Source organism: Terrabacter terrae (genome assembly GCF_039529575.1).
Lineage (GTDB): Bacteria > Actinomycetota > Actinomycetes > Actinomycetales > Dermatophilaceae > Terrabacter > Terrabacter terrae.
Genome location: NZ_BAAANB010000003.1, coordinates 12,767 through 26,251 on the forward strand (window position 1 = coordinate 12,767; position 13,485 = coordinate 26,251).

General features: G+C 72.6%; 14 protein-coding genes. 2 read left to right on the forward strand and 12 right to left on the reverse strand.

Annotated features, from left to right (window positions below; all coding sequences use genetic code 11):
• Positions 1 to 65: 65 nt before the first annotated feature.
• The 6 genes from ABD194_RS05485 to ABD194_RS05510 form a co-directional block, all read right to left on the reverse strand.
• A complete protein-coding gene (locus tag ABD194_RS05485) occupies positions 66 to 1,223 on the reverse strand; it encodes a sensor histidine kinase (RefSeq protein ID WP_343988843.1) in 1,158 nt (385 codons plus the stop codon).
• Between the two features lie 47 nt (positions 1,224 to 1,270).
• Entirely contained in the window at positions 1,271 to 2,074 is an 804-nt protein-coding gene (locus tag ABD194_RS05490; RefSeq protein WP_343988845.1) for a TrmH family RNA methyltransferase, read from the reverse strand.
• Positions 2,075 to 2,121: 47 nt separating this feature from the next.
• Entirely contained in the window at positions 2,122 to 2,517 is a 396-nt protein-coding gene (gene rplT / locus ABD194_RS05495) for a 50S ribosomal protein L20 (protein ID WP_343988847.1), read from the reverse strand.
• Between the two features lie 96 nt (positions 2,518 to 2,613).
• Positions 2,614 to 2,808: a 50S ribosomal protein L35 gene (gene rpmI, locus ABD194_RS05500; protein WP_020144695.1), complete on the reverse strand. Its 195-nt coding sequence runs from the start codon at positions 2,806 to 2,808 to the stop codon at positions 2,614 to 2,616.
• Between the two features lie 93 nt (positions 2,809 to 2,901).
• Positions 2,902 to 3,555, reverse strand: coding sequence for a translation initiation factor IF-3 (infC, locus tag ABD194_RS05505; protein WP_343989625.1), 654 nt, complete (start codon positions 3,553 to 3,555; stop codon positions 2,902 to 2,904).
• Positions 3,556 to 3,837: 282 nt separating this feature from the next.
• Positions 3,838 to 5,196, reverse strand: a complete 1,359-nt coding sequence (locus ABD194_RS05510) for an MFS transporter (RefSeq protein ID WP_343988857.1) — start codon at positions 5,194 to 5,196, stop codon at positions 3,838 to 3,840.
• A 134-nt stretch (positions 5,197 to 5,330) separates the two neighbouring features.
• Here ABD194_RS05510 and ABD194_RS05515 point away from each other — a divergent pair, with 134 nt between their 5' ends.
• Positions 5,331 to 7,397 (forward strand): elongation factor G-like protein EF-G2, encoded by a 2,067-nt coding sequence (locus tag ABD194_RS05515; RefSeq protein WP_343988859.1) that lies wholly within the window; start codon positions 5,331 to 5,333, stop codon positions 7,395 to 7,397.
• 86 nt (positions 7,398 to 7,483) lie between these two features.
• Here the strand turns inward: ABD194_RS05515 and ABD194_RS05520 are convergent, their stop codons facing one another.
• Complete coding sequence (locus ABD194_RS05520; protein WP_343988861.1) at positions 7,484 to 8,485, reverse strand: NADP-dependent oxidoreductase; 1,002 nt, start codon at positions 8,483 to 8,485, stop codon at positions 7,484 to 7,486.
• A 53-nt stretch (positions 8,486 to 8,538) separates the two neighbouring features.
• Positions 8,539 to 8,967: an organic hydroperoxide resistance protein gene (locus tag ABD194_RS05525; RefSeq protein WP_343988863.1), complete on the reverse strand. Its 429-nt coding sequence runs from the start codon at positions 8,965 to 8,967 to the stop codon at positions 8,539 to 8,541.
• Positions 8,968 to 9,025: 58 nt separating this feature from the next.
• On the opposite strand from ABD194_RS05525, the gene ABD194_RS05530 reads away from it, so the two are divergent.
• Positions 9,026 to 9,487, forward strand: a complete 462-nt coding sequence (locus tag ABD194_RS05530) for a MarR family winged helix-turn-helix transcriptional regulator (protein ID WP_343988865.1) — start codon at positions 9,026 to 9,028, stop codon at positions 9,485 to 9,487.
• Positions 9,488 to 9,517: 30 nt separating this feature from the next.
• On the opposite strand, the gene ABD194_RS05535 is transcribed toward ABD194_RS05530, so the two are convergent.
• From ABD194_RS05535 to priA, 4 genes are read right to left on the reverse strand one after another with little or no spacing between them, the layout of a single operon-like run.
• Positions 9,518 to 10,420 (reverse strand): aminoglycoside phosphotransferase family protein, encoded by a 903-nt coding sequence (locus tag ABD194_RS05535; protein WP_343988867.1) that lies wholly within the window; start codon positions 10,418 to 10,420, stop codon positions 9,518 to 9,520.
• Between the two features lie 57 nt (positions 10,421 to 10,477).
• Positions 10,478 to 11,923: a DUF445 domain-containing protein gene (locus ABD194_RS05540; RefSeq protein WP_343988869.1), complete on the reverse strand. Its 1,446-nt coding sequence runs from the start codon at positions 11,921 to 11,923 to the stop codon at positions 10,478 to 10,480.
• 26 nt (positions 11,924 to 11,949) lie between these two features.
• On the reverse strand, positions 11,950 to 12,735 hold the full coding sequence (locus ABD194_RS05545; RefSeq protein ID WP_343988871.1) for an SseB family protein: 786 nt from the start codon (positions 12,733 to 12,735) through the stop codon (positions 11,950 to 11,952).
• Positions 12,732 to 13,484, reverse strand: a complete 753-nt coding sequence (gene priA / locus ABD194_RS05550; RefSeq protein ID WP_343988873.1) for a bifunctional 1-(5-phosphoribosyl)-5-((5-phosphoribosylamino)methylideneamino)imidazole-4-carboxamide isomerase/phosphoribosylanthranilate isomerase PriA — start codon at positions 13,482 to 13,484, stop codon at positions 12,732 to 12,734. Before priA ends, ABD194_RS05545 begins: the two co-directional genes overlap by 4 nt.
• Between the last annotated feature and the right edge of the window lies 1 nt (position 13,485).

Sequence of the window (13,485 nt, forward strand, 5' to 3'; positions counted from 1 at the left end):
CCGGGTGCGTGCGCTCCAGTCTAGGGGCGGCCCCGTGCGGCTCACGCGGGCCGCTCGCGCTGCGGTCAGCCGCCCACCACGGCCGGCATGCCCGCGGGGAGACGGACGACGAACCGCGCCCCTCCCGACTCGTTGTCGGTCACGTGCACCGACCCCCCGTGCGCCTCGACCAGCCCCCGCACGACGTAGAGCCCGAGGCCCGTGCTCGCGTTGGAGGGCCCGTGCCAGAAGCGCCCGAAGATCCTCTCGCGGTCGGACACGGGTATGCCGTCACCCTCGTCGTCGACCAGGACGACCACCGACTCCGCGAAGTCCTCCAGCGACTCCCCGCGGTCCAGCGTGACGGTGACACGGCCGTCGCCGTGGGTCAGGGCGTTCTCGATGAGGTTGAAGAAGATCTGCTCGAGCCGGTCGGTGTCGGCCCACAGCTGCGGCAGGCCTTCCTGCGTCGCGCGCGCACCGAGGCGCAGCTGGACGGCACCGACCGAGCGACCGAGCTCGTAGCGGACGACGTGGGTGCGGAGCAGGGCCTGCAGGTCCACCGGCCCCAGGCGGAGGTTGAGGCTGTCGGAGTCGAGGCGGGAGATGTCGAGCAGCTCGGTGATGAGCCGTGTCAGCCGGGTCGCGTCGGACTCGATCGTCTCGATCATGAGGCGCTTCTGCTCGTCGGTGAAGCGGTCCCAGCGGCGCAGCAGGCTGCTCGTGAAGCCGGTGACGGAGGTGAGAGGCGCCCGCAGCTCGTGCGCCACGGTGGACAGGACGGTCGCCTGGTCACGCTCGGCCAGCTGGCGCCCTTCGGCGTCCCTCAGGCCGAGGAGGACCTGCTCCACGGCGCCGTTGTGCCGCGCTCGCACGAAACGCGCGGTCACGAGCACCTCGTGACCCTTCGGTGCGACGAGGAGCTTCTCCCTGTGGGTCGTACGGCTCGAGACACCGTTCCACGCGGTGGTGTGTGCCCACCAGTCGCGGCCGTCCCTGTCCCGGAGCGGCAGGCCGTCCACCACCGTGCGGCCCAGCAGGTCGGAGCGGTCGCACGCGAGGATGCGCAGCGCCTCGGTGTTGGCGAAGGTGACGCGCTGGTCGGCGCCGACGACGACCAGGCCGTCGGGCAGCAGCTCTTCCACCCCGTGGACCTGTGCCGCGTCGGCCCGGCTCACCTGCCCTCCTGGCGACCCGGCCGTCGGTTCGGGCAGCGGAGCGCCGGTCCCGTCGACGGAGGTCATGGAGCCGACAATAGTCACGCTTGCCGGGACTTGGGTGGATGGCCCGGTCACCGGCTGGTGCGCCGAGCTTCCGCCGAGGCGTAGAGACAGATGGTGGCCGCCATGGCGAGGTTGAGCGACTCGGCATGGCCGTGGATGGGCACGCGCACGACGTCGTCGCAGGCGTCGCGGACCTCCTGCGGGAGGCCCCACGCCTCGTTGCCCATGACCCAGGCGTGCGGGCCGGAGAGGTCGGCGTCGTGCAGGAGCGTCGTCCCGGCGCCGTCGGCGGCGAGCAGCCGGACACCGCGGTCACGCAGGGCGGAGAGGATCTCGGGCACGGACGCGCCGATGCTGAGCGGCAGGTGCCACAGCGATCCGACGGTGGAACGCACGACCTTGCTGTTGTAGACGTCCACGCTCGCGTCGCTGACGAGAACGGCGTCGGCGCCGGCGGCGTCGGCGCCACGGATGACGGTGCCGGCGTTGCCAGGGTCGCGCACGTTGGTGAGGACGCAGACGATCGCGTCGGTCGGCAGGTCCGCGAGCACCGAGTCGAGCGGGAGGTCCAGCACCCTGCATACGGCCGCGACGCCCTGCGGAGACTCGGTGTCGCACATCGCAGCGAGCACCTCGGGGCTCACCTCGTGCACCCACACGCTCGCTGCCCGGGCCGCCTCGACGATCCCGGCGTGCCGCTCCCCCGCCTCGGGGGTGACGTAGACGTCGCGCACGAGCTCGGGCCGGAACGTCACGGCCTCACGGACGGCCTGCGGCCCCTCCGCGAGGAACTCGCCGGTGCGGGAACGCACCGAGCGCCGGGACAGCGCCCGCACTGCCTTGACCCGATCGGATCGGGGGTTGGTCAGCACGGGGCGTCCCGGCGCTCTGGGCTGCGTCGTGTGTTCGACGGCGTCGCTCAGGCGGCGTCGCCTGCGGCGGCCTTCGCCTCTGCCTGGGCAGGGACGTTGGCGCGCGAGAGCTCCACGAGCGTGGCGAAGGCCGGCGCGTCGTTGACGGCGAGGTCCGCGAGGATCTTGCGGTCGACCTCGACACCGGCGGCCTTCAGGCCCTGCATGAACCGGTTGTAGGTCATGCCGTTGGCGCGAGCCGCGGCGTTGATGCGCTGGATCCAGAGGCGACGGAAGTCGCCCTTCTTGGCGCGACGGTCACGGTAGGCGTACCCGAGGGAGTGGGTGACCTGCTCCTTGGCCTTGCGGTACAGACGCGACCGCTGGCCGCGGTAACCGCTGGCGCGCTCGAGAACGACGCGACGCTTCTTCTGGGCGTTGACCGCCCGCTTCACGCGTGCCACGTGAATACTCCTTCTCTGCTTGACGCAGTGCTTGCTGCTGCTGGCCTACCGGGGACCCGGTTGCTCAGCGAAGTGCTGATGGGTGGGGGTCCCGGCTCACTTGCCGAGGAGCTTCTTGGCCTTCTTGGCGTCCGGCTTGGCGAGCTCGACGTCGTTCGCGATGGAACGCATCTTCTTGCTCGACTTGTGCTCGAGCAGGTGACGGCCGCCGGCCTGCTCGCGCATGACCTTGCCGGTGCCGGTCAGGCGGAAACGCTTCTTCGCACCGCTGTGCGTCTTCATCTTCGGCATGGGGGCCGATCTCCTTCGTGTTGCGTGCGCCAGTGGGCGCACGTGGTCTGTCGTGCCGGTGGCTCGCGCCCCCGGCCGGTCACCGACCGCCGGTCACTCGGCGGCTGCGGTGGCCTCGTCGGTCTGCGGGGCCGGGGCGGCCGGCTGCTCGCCGGGCGCGCTCTGCTCGGGCTGGCCGTGCTGCTCGTGCTGCTCGTGCTGCTCGCGGGAGCGGCGCTGCTCGGCCTTGGCCTCCGCCTTCTTCTTGGTCGGCCCGATCACCATGATCATGTTGCGGCCGTCCTGCTTCGGCGCCGACTCGACGAAGCCGAGCTCGGCGATGTCCTCGGCGAGGCGCTCGAGCAGACGTCGCCCGAGCTCGGGCCGCGACTGCTCGCGGCCACGGAACATGATCGTCACCTTGACCTTGTCGCCGGCCTTGAGGAACCGCTCGACATGGCCCTTCTTGGTGCCGTAGTCGTGCGGGTCGATCTTCGGACGGAGCTTGATCTCCTTGATGACCGTGTTGACCTGGTTCTTGCGCGCTTCCCGTGCCTTCATGGCGGCTTCGTACTTGAACTTGCCGAAGTCCATGAGCTTGGCGACCGGCGGCTTGGCCATGGGGGCCACCTCGACGAGGTCGAGGTTCGCCTCCTCGGCCAGACGCAGCGCGTCCTCGACGCGGACGATGCCGACCTGCTCGCCGTTGGGGCCAACCAAGCGCACTTCCGGGACCCGGATGCGCTCGTTGATGCGAGGCTCGCTGATGTGGTGCTCCTTAGATCGTGAAACGTGGTGACCAGACGGGTGTGGTGCCAGTCCTGCCGCGACCACAACGAGAAAAGGCTCCCCGTGTGTGCACGAGGAGCCCAAGGGTCGCGTATGCCGGACGGTCGACGTCGCGTCACACGGCTCGACACGTGTGCCGCGGACGGCATCCGGCCGAGCAGACCTTGACCCGGCAACCGTGAGGTCGACGCGGGTGGAAGCGAGCTTCTCTTGCACGTCGTCACACGCGTCCGCCGGAGCGGGTGCAGATGTGACGGCTGGTCAGTGATCGATGGTAGCAGCCGGGACGCCGTGCTCCGAATCGGTCGGCGCGACGCCGTCGGGTGACGCAGGTGCGGCGACGGCGGACGCTTCCGCTGCGGCGGCCGGTCCGGGCTCGGCGACCTCCCGACCGCGGCGCGAGGCCAGCCAGCCGAGACCCGCGATGAGCACTCCGAGCGCCGAGACGACGACGAAGCCCCACGACCAGCCGCCGTGGTCGATGGCGAAGCCGGCGACCGGGGCGCCCACCGCCGAACCGGCGGTCATGGCCGAGCCGTGCCAGCCCATCATCTCCCCACGGAAGCGCTCGGACACCAGGCGGCTCAGCTGCTCGACCGTGGCCGTGATCGTCGGGGCGCACAGGAAGCCCGAGACGGTGACGAGCACGGCGAAGCTCGGCACGCCGAGGGCCAGCGCGACCGGCGCGGTGGTGGCCGCGAGGCCGCCCAGCAGCCAGAACACCGACAGCGACCGGTGCCACGCGCCGTAGACGAGACCTCCGACGAGGGAGCCGGCGCCCCACAGCGCGAGCACCCAGCCGATGGAGCCGGTGGACCCGAAGGAACGCAGCGCCGCCACGATGGAGACGTCGGTGCCGCTGAGCACCAAGGTGGAGCAGGCGGCCGCGAGCAGGACGGCGGCCACCGGCACGGTGATGAAGCCGCGCACCGCCCGTGGGGCCACGCCCCGGCCCGGAACCGCCGGGGCGGCGATCGCCTCGGCCCTCGCGCCCTCCCCCTGCTCGTCGTGCCCAGCCTCCGGTGCCCCCTCCGGCCGGCCGGACGTGAGGGGCGGGTTGACGAGCCACATGACGAAGCCGGCGGCGGCCGAGGCCAGCTCGCAGACGAGCAGCGCCCAGCCGGTGTGCCACGATGTCGCCAGCCAGACGCCGATGGCGGGGCCGGCCATGAACGACAGCTCGGTGGCCGACGAGTCGAGCGACAGCGCCGTGCGCCGCTGCTCGGCCGGGACCGACCCGATGATCACCTGGCGCAGGATCGAGAACGTGGGGACGACGAAGAGCCCGGCCAGCGCGGCGAACGCGACGAGCGGCAGGTAGCCGACCCACGGAGCGACCGACCAGCACACGACCTGCACGAGGAGCGAGGGACCGACCGTGCGGCGCAGGCCGATCCGGTCGAGCAGCCGGCCGCGCCAGGGCCCCGAGACGGCCACCGCGACCGTCGATGCGGCCGTGACGAGACCCGCCTCGCCGTAGCTGCGGCCCAGTGAGGTCACGACGTGCAGGGTCAGGATGACCCCACCGGCCCACATGGGCACGCGGATGAGGAAGCCGAGCAGCAGCGCGCTCCGGGTGTCGCGGTTGGCCAGCACCGGCCGATAGGCCCCCAAGTCCATGGGGCCAAGCCTGTCACCGCCCACCGACGGCGCGCACCCGGGTTTGCCGACGCCGACGGTGGGGCGCGACGACCCGGGCGGCCGGCATAGCCAAAGTCCTTGTGAGGGGTGCGCAACAGGAGAAAGGTGGTGGTATGGCGCGAGCAACCGGCAGACCAGACCTCCCTGCGGCTCCCAACCCCGCCTCGCCGCAGGTCATCCGCAACGTCGTGCTGGTCGGACCCGGCGGGGCCGGCAAGACGGCACTCTTCGAGGCGCTCGTCGCGGCGCGGGTGCCGGGCCAGCGCACCGGAACCACCGAGCACGTGCGCACCACCACCCTGACGGCCGCCTCCTTCGAGTCAGGCGGCGTCACCGTCAACCTCCTCGACACCCCTGGCTATCCCGACTTCATCGGGGACCTGCGGGCGGGGCTCCGAGCGGCCGACGCGGCCGTCTTCGTCGTCTCGGGCGCCGACGGCATCGACCGTCCGGTGTCCCTGCTGTGGCGCGAGTGCTCGGCGGTGGGGATGCCGCGCGCCGTGGTCGTGACGCATCTGGACCAGCCCCGCGCGGACTTCGCCGCGACGGTGGAGGCCTGCCGGCGCACCTTCGGCGACGCCCGCGCCACCCTGTGGCCCGTCGTCGAGGACGGCGCCGTCACCGACGTCGTCGGGCTCCTCACCGGCGAGACCTCCGCCGAGCACGAGGAGGCGCGTGCGGCCCTGATCGAGTCGGTCATCGAGGAGTCGGAGGACGCGACGCTGCTCGACCGCTACCTCGAGGGTGAGCCGCTCGACACGGACGCACTGCTCGCCGACCTCCGAACCGCCATCTGCCAGGGCACGTTCTTCCCGATCGTCCCGGTCTCGCCGCTCACCGGTGTCGGGATCGAGGCGCTCCTCGGGATGGTCGAGCGGGCCTTCCCCGACCCGACGGTCCACCCGCTGCCGACCGTCACGTCGCCCGTGGGCGGGACCGTCAAGGGCGTCGCGTGCGACCCGTCGCAGCCGCTCGTCGCGGAGGTCGTGCGCACGACGACCGACCCCTACGTCGGGCGGCTCTCGCTCGTGCGCGTCTTCTCCGGCACCCTGCGCGTCGACGAGACGGTGCACGTCTCGGGCCACCTCGGCGACTTCGTCGGTCGCGAGGTGGAGGGCCACCCCGCTCACGACGACGACGAGCGCGTCGGCCCGCTGGCCTCGCCGTTCCAGGACCAGCACCGACCCCGGGGTACCGCGGTCGCCGGCGACGTCGTGCTCGTGTCGAAGCTCTCACGCGCAGAGACCTCGGACACGCTCTCCTCGCCCGACCGACCTGCCGTCGTCGCACCCTGGCTGCTCCCCGAGCCCCAGCTGCCCGTGGCCATCCGCGCGGCGACGAAGTCCGACGAGGACAAGCTGGCCGGCGCCCTGCAGCGCCTCGTGGCCGAGGACGTCACGATGCGGATGGAGCACGCCGGCGAGACGGACCAAGTGGTGCTCTGGGCGATGGGCCAGGCCCACGTCGACCACGTCATCGCGCAGCTGGCCGACCGCTACGGCGTGACGGTGACCGCCGAGCCCTACCGGACGGCGCTGCGCGAGACCTTCGTGCGCCGCTGCTCGGTGCAGGGCCGGCACGTCAAGCAGTCCGGCGGGCACGGGCAGTATGCCGTCTGCTCGATCGAGATCGAGCCGCTCCCCCGCGGGGCCGGCTTCGAATTCGTCGACAAGGTCGTCGGTGGGTCGGTACCGCGGCAGTTCATCCCCTCCGTGGAGAAGGGCGCTCGGGCGCAGCTCGAGAAGGGGCTGCTGACGGGGCACCCCGTCGTCGACGTTCGCGTGACGCTGACGGACGGCAAGGCGCACTCGGTCGACTCCTCCGACGTCGCGTTCCAGACCGCAGCCGCGCTCGCCCTCAAGGAGGCGGCCAACGAGTCCACGATGGCGCTGCTCGAGCCGATCGACCGGGTCGACATCACGATCGCCGACGACTACCTCGGTGCCGTCATGTCGGACCTTCGGGGGCGGCGCGGACAGGTGCTCGGCACCGAGCCGGCCGACGGGATGGGACCCGAGGGAGGGTGGACGGTCGTGCACGCCGAGGTGCCGCAGGCGGAGCTGTCCCGCTACCCCATCGACCTGCGGTCGGTCTCGCACGGCACCGGCTCGTTCGTGCGCGAGCCGCTGCGCCACGACCTGCTGCCCGCCGACAAGGCCAAGGAGCTGCTGGGCGGCTGAGAGGGCTGACGCGGCCGCGACGACGACGGGCGGGTGCCACGGCACCCGCCCCTCATCGAGCTCCTGACGACGTCAGGCTCGTCGGCTCAGAGCCGGACGACCATCTTGCCGACGTTCTCGCCGCGCAGGACGCCGAGGAAGGCGTCGACGGCGTGGTCGATGCCGTCGACGAACGTCTCGCGGGAGGCCAGCGTCCCGTCGGCGATCCAGCCGGCCGCCCGCTGGGCGTACTCCCCGGCGAGGTCCCAGTGGTCGCCGACGAGGAAGCCGGTGATCGTGCCCCGCGTCTGGATCAGGCGGGCCAGGTTGCGCGGACCGGGAGCCGGTTCGGTGGCGTTGTAGACCGAGATGGCGCCGCAGATGGCGATGCGCCCGCCGAGACGGAGGGAGCCGATCGCGGCCTCGAGGTGGTCGCCGCCGACGTTGTCGAAGTAGACGTCGATGCCGTCGGGCGCGGCCCCGCGCAGCAGGTCGGAGACGCGACCGTCCTTGTAGTTGAACGCGGCGTCGAAGCCCAGGTCGTTCAGCAGGTGGTCGACCTTCTCCTGCGAGCCCGCGCTGCCGACGACCTTGCTGGCGCCGAGCGCCTTGGCGACCTGGCCGGCGACGCTGCCGACGGCGCCCGCGGCGCCCGAGACGAACACGACGTCGCCCTCCTTGAGCCCCGCGACGCGGGTCAGGCCGGCGTATGCCGTCAGCCCGGTCATGCCGAGCACGCCGAGGTAGGCGGACGCCGGCGCCACGGACGTGTCGACGACGCGCACCCCCGAGGCGTCGAGGACGGCCTCCTCGCGCCAGCCGAGACCGTGGAGGACGCGGGCGCCGACGGCGACGCCGTCGGCGCGGGACTCGGTGACGACGCCGACCGCGCCGCCGTGCATGGCCTCGCCCAGCGCATACGGCTCGGCGTAGGACTTGGCGTCGCTCATGCGGCCACGCATGTAGGGGTCGACCGACATGACCTCGTTGCGGACGCGGACCTGGCCGTCGGCGAGGTCGACGGGGGCGCTCTCGACGAGCTCGAAGTCCTCGTGGGTGGGCCAGCCGACCGGGCGGCTCTTGAGCTGGACCTCGCGGGGGTTGGTCATGGTTCTCCTGGGGTGTCGGGGGGTCAGGGGGTGTCAGGCGATGCGGGCGGGAATCAGTCGACGACGATCTCGACCGGGATGTTGCCTCGGGTCGCGTTGGAGTACGGGCACACCTGGTGGGCGGTGTCGACGAGCTCACGCCCCACCTGGGGGTCGAGGTGCTCCGGCAGCTCGACGTGCAGGACGACGCCGAGCCCGAAGCCCGTGCTGGAGGAGCCGGACAGGCTGACGTCGGCGGTGACCGCCACGTCGAAGTCCTCCACCCGGCGCCGCCGGGCGACGAGCCCGAGAGCGCTCGCGAAGCAGGCGGCATACCCCGCGGCGAGGAGCTGCTCCGGGTTGGTACCCTCGCCGCTGCCGCCGAGCTCGCGCGGTGCGGCCAGCGCGACGTCGAGGCGCCCGTCGGAGGTGACAGCGCGGCCCTCGCGCCCGGAGGCGGTCGCGGAGGCGACGTAGGACGCGGTCTGGGTCGTGGTGGTCATGCAGCTCCTCTGATTGGCAACAATTCAATTGCGCGCAATTGGATAGTACGCTGGAGCCATGAGCCCGTCCAACGCGCCGGCCGACCCCACCGCCGACCTCAGCCTCGAGCGCCAGGTCTGCTACGCGATGCACACGACCGTGCGCGCGTTCGACGCCGTCTACCGTGACCTGCTCTCCCAGCACGGCCTCTCATACCCGCAGTACATCGCCCTGATGACGGTCGGCGAGCACGGTCCGCTCACGGTCGGGCGGCTCGGTGAGCTGATGCACCTCGACTCGGGGACTCTCTCCCCCCTGCTCAAGCGGATGGAGGGCGCCGGTCTGGTCGGGCGTGCGCGCGACCCCGAGGACGAGCGACGCGTGGTCGCCTCTCTCACGGCGGGTGGGCGCGAGCGGCTCGATGCGCTCGGCGACCTGCCACGCCGCATCGCCGACCTGAGCGGGCTGTCGCGGCAGGAGCTGCTCGACCTGCACCAGACCCTGCGCGAGATCACCGAGCGGCTCGACGGACGCGCCTGACCGCGGTGCGGCGCAGGCGGGGTGAGGTGATCACCCCCCGGCGAACACCTCGTCGAGCACGTGCCGGGCGAACTGCGCCTGGCCGGGCGGTTCGTTGGTGAGCATGATCAGGCCCTTCCACAGCGCCCAGCCGCGTCCGCGTGCCCACGTCGCGTCGTCCACTCCGAGCTCCTGGACGAAGGTCCGGCGTGCACGCCCGCGGAGCTGGGTCCAGCGGATCACCGTGTCGCACGCCGGATCGCCCACGGCCGAGCACCCGAAGTCGATCACCGCGGACAACCGGCCGTCCCGGCCCACCAGCAGGTTCGCGATGGCGACGTCGCCGTGCACCCACGCGGGCGTGCCGTCGAACCGCGCGTCCAGGGCGTCGCTCCAGATGGCACGCGCCAGCTCGCGCTCCCGTCCTGACACCCGGTGCACGAGGTCGTGCATCTCCTCGTCCCAGTGCTCGGGCGGGCCGCCCCGGAAGGCACTGTGGGGGCCGGGGCCGGGCGCGTCGCTCGGGTCGGCCGAACGCAGAGCGACGAGGAAGCCTGCGAGGTCGGACGCGAACCGCTGCTCGTTGCGGACGTCCTTCGGGCTGGCCGGGGTGCCGGCGATCCAACCGTAGACGGACCACGGAGCCGGGAACGCGGACGAGGCTCTCCCCGCACCGCGCACCTGCGGGATCGGCAGTGGGAGCTGCATCGCCAGTCGCGGGAGCCACGTCTGTTCCTTCTCGACCTGCGGCACGTAGCCGGCAGCGCTGGGCAGTCGCACGCTCAGGGTCTCACCGAGACGGAACATCCGGTGGTCGTTGCCACCGTCGACCACACGGCGGACCGGCAGGTCGGCCCACTGCGTGAACTGCTCGGCGAGCAGGCGGCCCACCAGAGCCTCGTCGAGGAGCGCAGCGTCGATGACGTCCGGAGCGTCGGCAGGTCTGGGCGACATACGCCCCGACGCTAGCCGACCCGAGACCCGGAGGGCTGGGTCGCGCCGCGCCCCGGGTCAGGAGGGCAGGAGGATCGAGACGGCGTGGATGAGCATGCCGATGAGGCCGCCCACCAGCGTGCCGTTGATGCGGATGAACTGCAGGTCGCGGCCCACCTGCAGCTCGACGCGCTCGGCGGTCTCCTTGCCGTCCCAGCGGTCCACGGTGTCGCTGATGACGCGCGTCAGCTCGGTGCCGTAACGCTCCACGGCGTAGACGGTGGCGTCGCAGATGCGGCGGTCGATGCGGTCGCGCAGGGCGGCGTCGGCCAGCAGCCGCTCGGCGAGCGCCGTCACCTCCTTGACCGCGCGGGTGCGGACCGGCCCCTGCTCGTCCTCGAGGGCGGAGATCACGACGGCGCGTAGCGACGCCCACAGCGACATGGCGGTGTCCGCGACCTGGGGGTGGGACAGCAGTCGCTCCTTGAGCCGCTCGGCCTTGGCCTGGGTCACCGGGTCGTGCTGGAGGTCGTGGGCGAGGTCTACGAGCAGCTTGTCGAGCGCGAGACGCACGTCGTGGCGCGGGTCGTTGCGGATGTCGGCGAGCCACTTGAGCGCCTCGACGTGGATCTTGCGGGCGACGAGGTCGTTGACGGCGTCGGGCACCCAGGCTGGGGCCCGCTGGGTGATGAGCGACTCGAAGAGGTCCTCGTTGTCGACCAGCCACACGCGCATCTCGTCCAGCGCGAGGTCGACGAGGCCGACGTGCGCCTCGTCGCGCACGACCTGGTCGAGCAGCCCGCCCGCCAGCGAGCTGACCGGCTCCTGCGCCAGGCGTGGCAGCAGGGCGTGCTCGATGACGGCACGGACGTCCTCGTCGGGGATGCGGTGCAGCGCGTGGACGGTGACCGTGGCGACCTCGTCCACGAGGCGCTTGGCGTGCCCGGGCACGAGGGCCCACTCGGAGGCGCGCCGCGTGGGTTCGGCGTCGAGGACCCGCTCGCGGATGATGTCCTCGCGCATGAAGTTCTCGCTGACGAACTCCTCGAGGCTGCGGCCGATCATCTCCTTCTTGCGCGGAATCAGCGCCGTGTGCGGGATGGGCAGGCCGAGCGGGTGCCTGAAGAGCGCCGTCACGGCGAACCAGTCGGCGCACGCGCCGACCATCGAGGCTTCCGCGCCGGCGTTGACGAAGCCGAGCACGCCGTTCTCGTGCCCGCGGGTGAGCACGTAGACGACCGCGGCGAAGACGAGGAGGCCGGTGGCGACCAGCCGCATCCGGCGCAGGTCGCGCCGTCGGCGGGCGTCGACGGCGGGGTCGACGATGAAACCGAGAGGGCCACCGGCACCGCGGCGTGCGCGTCCGGCCCGGTGCTCCGCTGAGCCGTCCTCCGCGGAGGGCACGGACCCGGCGGGCGGCGAGGAGGCCGACGCCGGGAGCGCGGCAGGCGGGCTGGACGGCGTCTGTGGGCTCGGCGGCAGGTCGGGGCCGCGCTCCTGCGTCGTCGGTCGTGTGGTGTCCACGTGCGGCACCTCCGCGGGTGGTGTGCTCAGCGCGCCGCTTCGAGCGCGAACGTCAGAGCATCGATCCTCGCACGGGTCTCGCCGTCGGTCGCGATCCGCTCCCCGATCCGGGTGGCGACGACGCCCACCTGCTCGGCGTCGAGGCCGGGTTCGAGCGCCAGGACGACGCGCAGCACCCCTGCCCCGGCCGGCTCGCCGGGCTCCAGCCGGTGGGCGGTGACGTGGGGCTCGGGTTCGATGGCGCGGCGCACGGCCTCCGCCACGTGGGCGTCCCTGTGGCTCGGCTGCCACCTGCGCTCCTGGGCGAGCGCCCACAGCATGCTCGGCCGCAACACCATGGCGTGCGGGGAGGCGACGTCGACGATGAGCACCTGGCACTCCTCACCGATCGCGGCCTGCGCCGCCGCGGCCGCCCGGACGGGGACCGGTCGCGCCGTTGGGTCCCACGCCGCGAGGGACTCGAGCGCGGTGAACATGGGCAGTGCGCGCGAACCGTCGGGCGAGGTCAGCGTCACGGCCGCCATGTCGCTGCGCGTGTCGGCGGCGTGCGGGCCCGACTCGTCGATCTCGGTCGCAACCGCCACGACCGGCACGAGCCACCGCGCCTGCGCGACCCGCTCCAAGACGGCGACCTCGGCCTCGGGCCCGGGCTGGGACCTGGCGGTGACCAGTGCCGCGACGAGCGCGGGGTCGGCCTCCCCCGTGTCGCCGGAGAAGCCGTGGGACGGGATCGACTTGCCCTCCCACGCCTGCCCGGCCGAGTCGGCCGGCCGGCCCTGCTCGTCGCGGTGTCCCGGCGTCCCAGGGCTCATGCCGCGGGCCGGCCCGCGACGTCGAGCGCCTCGGGCAGCGTGAAGGCGCCCCGGTAGAGCGCCGAGCCGACGATGGCGCCCTCGACGCCCTCGCCGACCAACTCGCGGATCGTGGCGATGTCCTCGAGGGTGGACACGCCCCCGCTCGCCACGACGGGGCGCTCGGTGCGGGCGCACACCTCCCGCAGCAGGGAGACGTTGGGGCCCTGGAGCATGCCGTCCTTGTTGACGTCGGTGACGACGTAACGGGCGCAGCCCTCGGCGTCGAGTCTGGCGAGGGTCTCCCAGAGGTCGCCGCCCTCACGGGTCCAGCCGCGGGCGGCGAGCGTCGTGCCGCGGACGTCGAGGCCGATCGCGACCCGGTCGCCGTGCTCGGCGATGATCGAGGCCGTCCACTCGGGGTCCTCGAGGGCGGCCGTGCCGATGTTGACCCGGCGGCAGCCCGTGGCGAGGGCCGCCTCGAGGGACTCGGTGTCGCGGATGCCGCCGGAGAGCTCGACCTGCAGGTCGAGCCGGACGACGATCGACGCGATGAGCTCGCGGTTGCTCCCGCGGCCGAAGGCGGCGTCGAGGTCGACGAGGTGGATCCACTCGGCGCCCTGCTCCTGCCAGCGCGAGGCGGCCTCCCACGGGTCGCCGAACTCGCCGCCGCTGCCGGCCACGCCCTGCACCAGCTGGACGGCGCGGCCTCCCGAGATGTCGACGGCTGGCAGCAGCTCGAGGCGGGGCTGGTCGATCGGCTGGGTCATG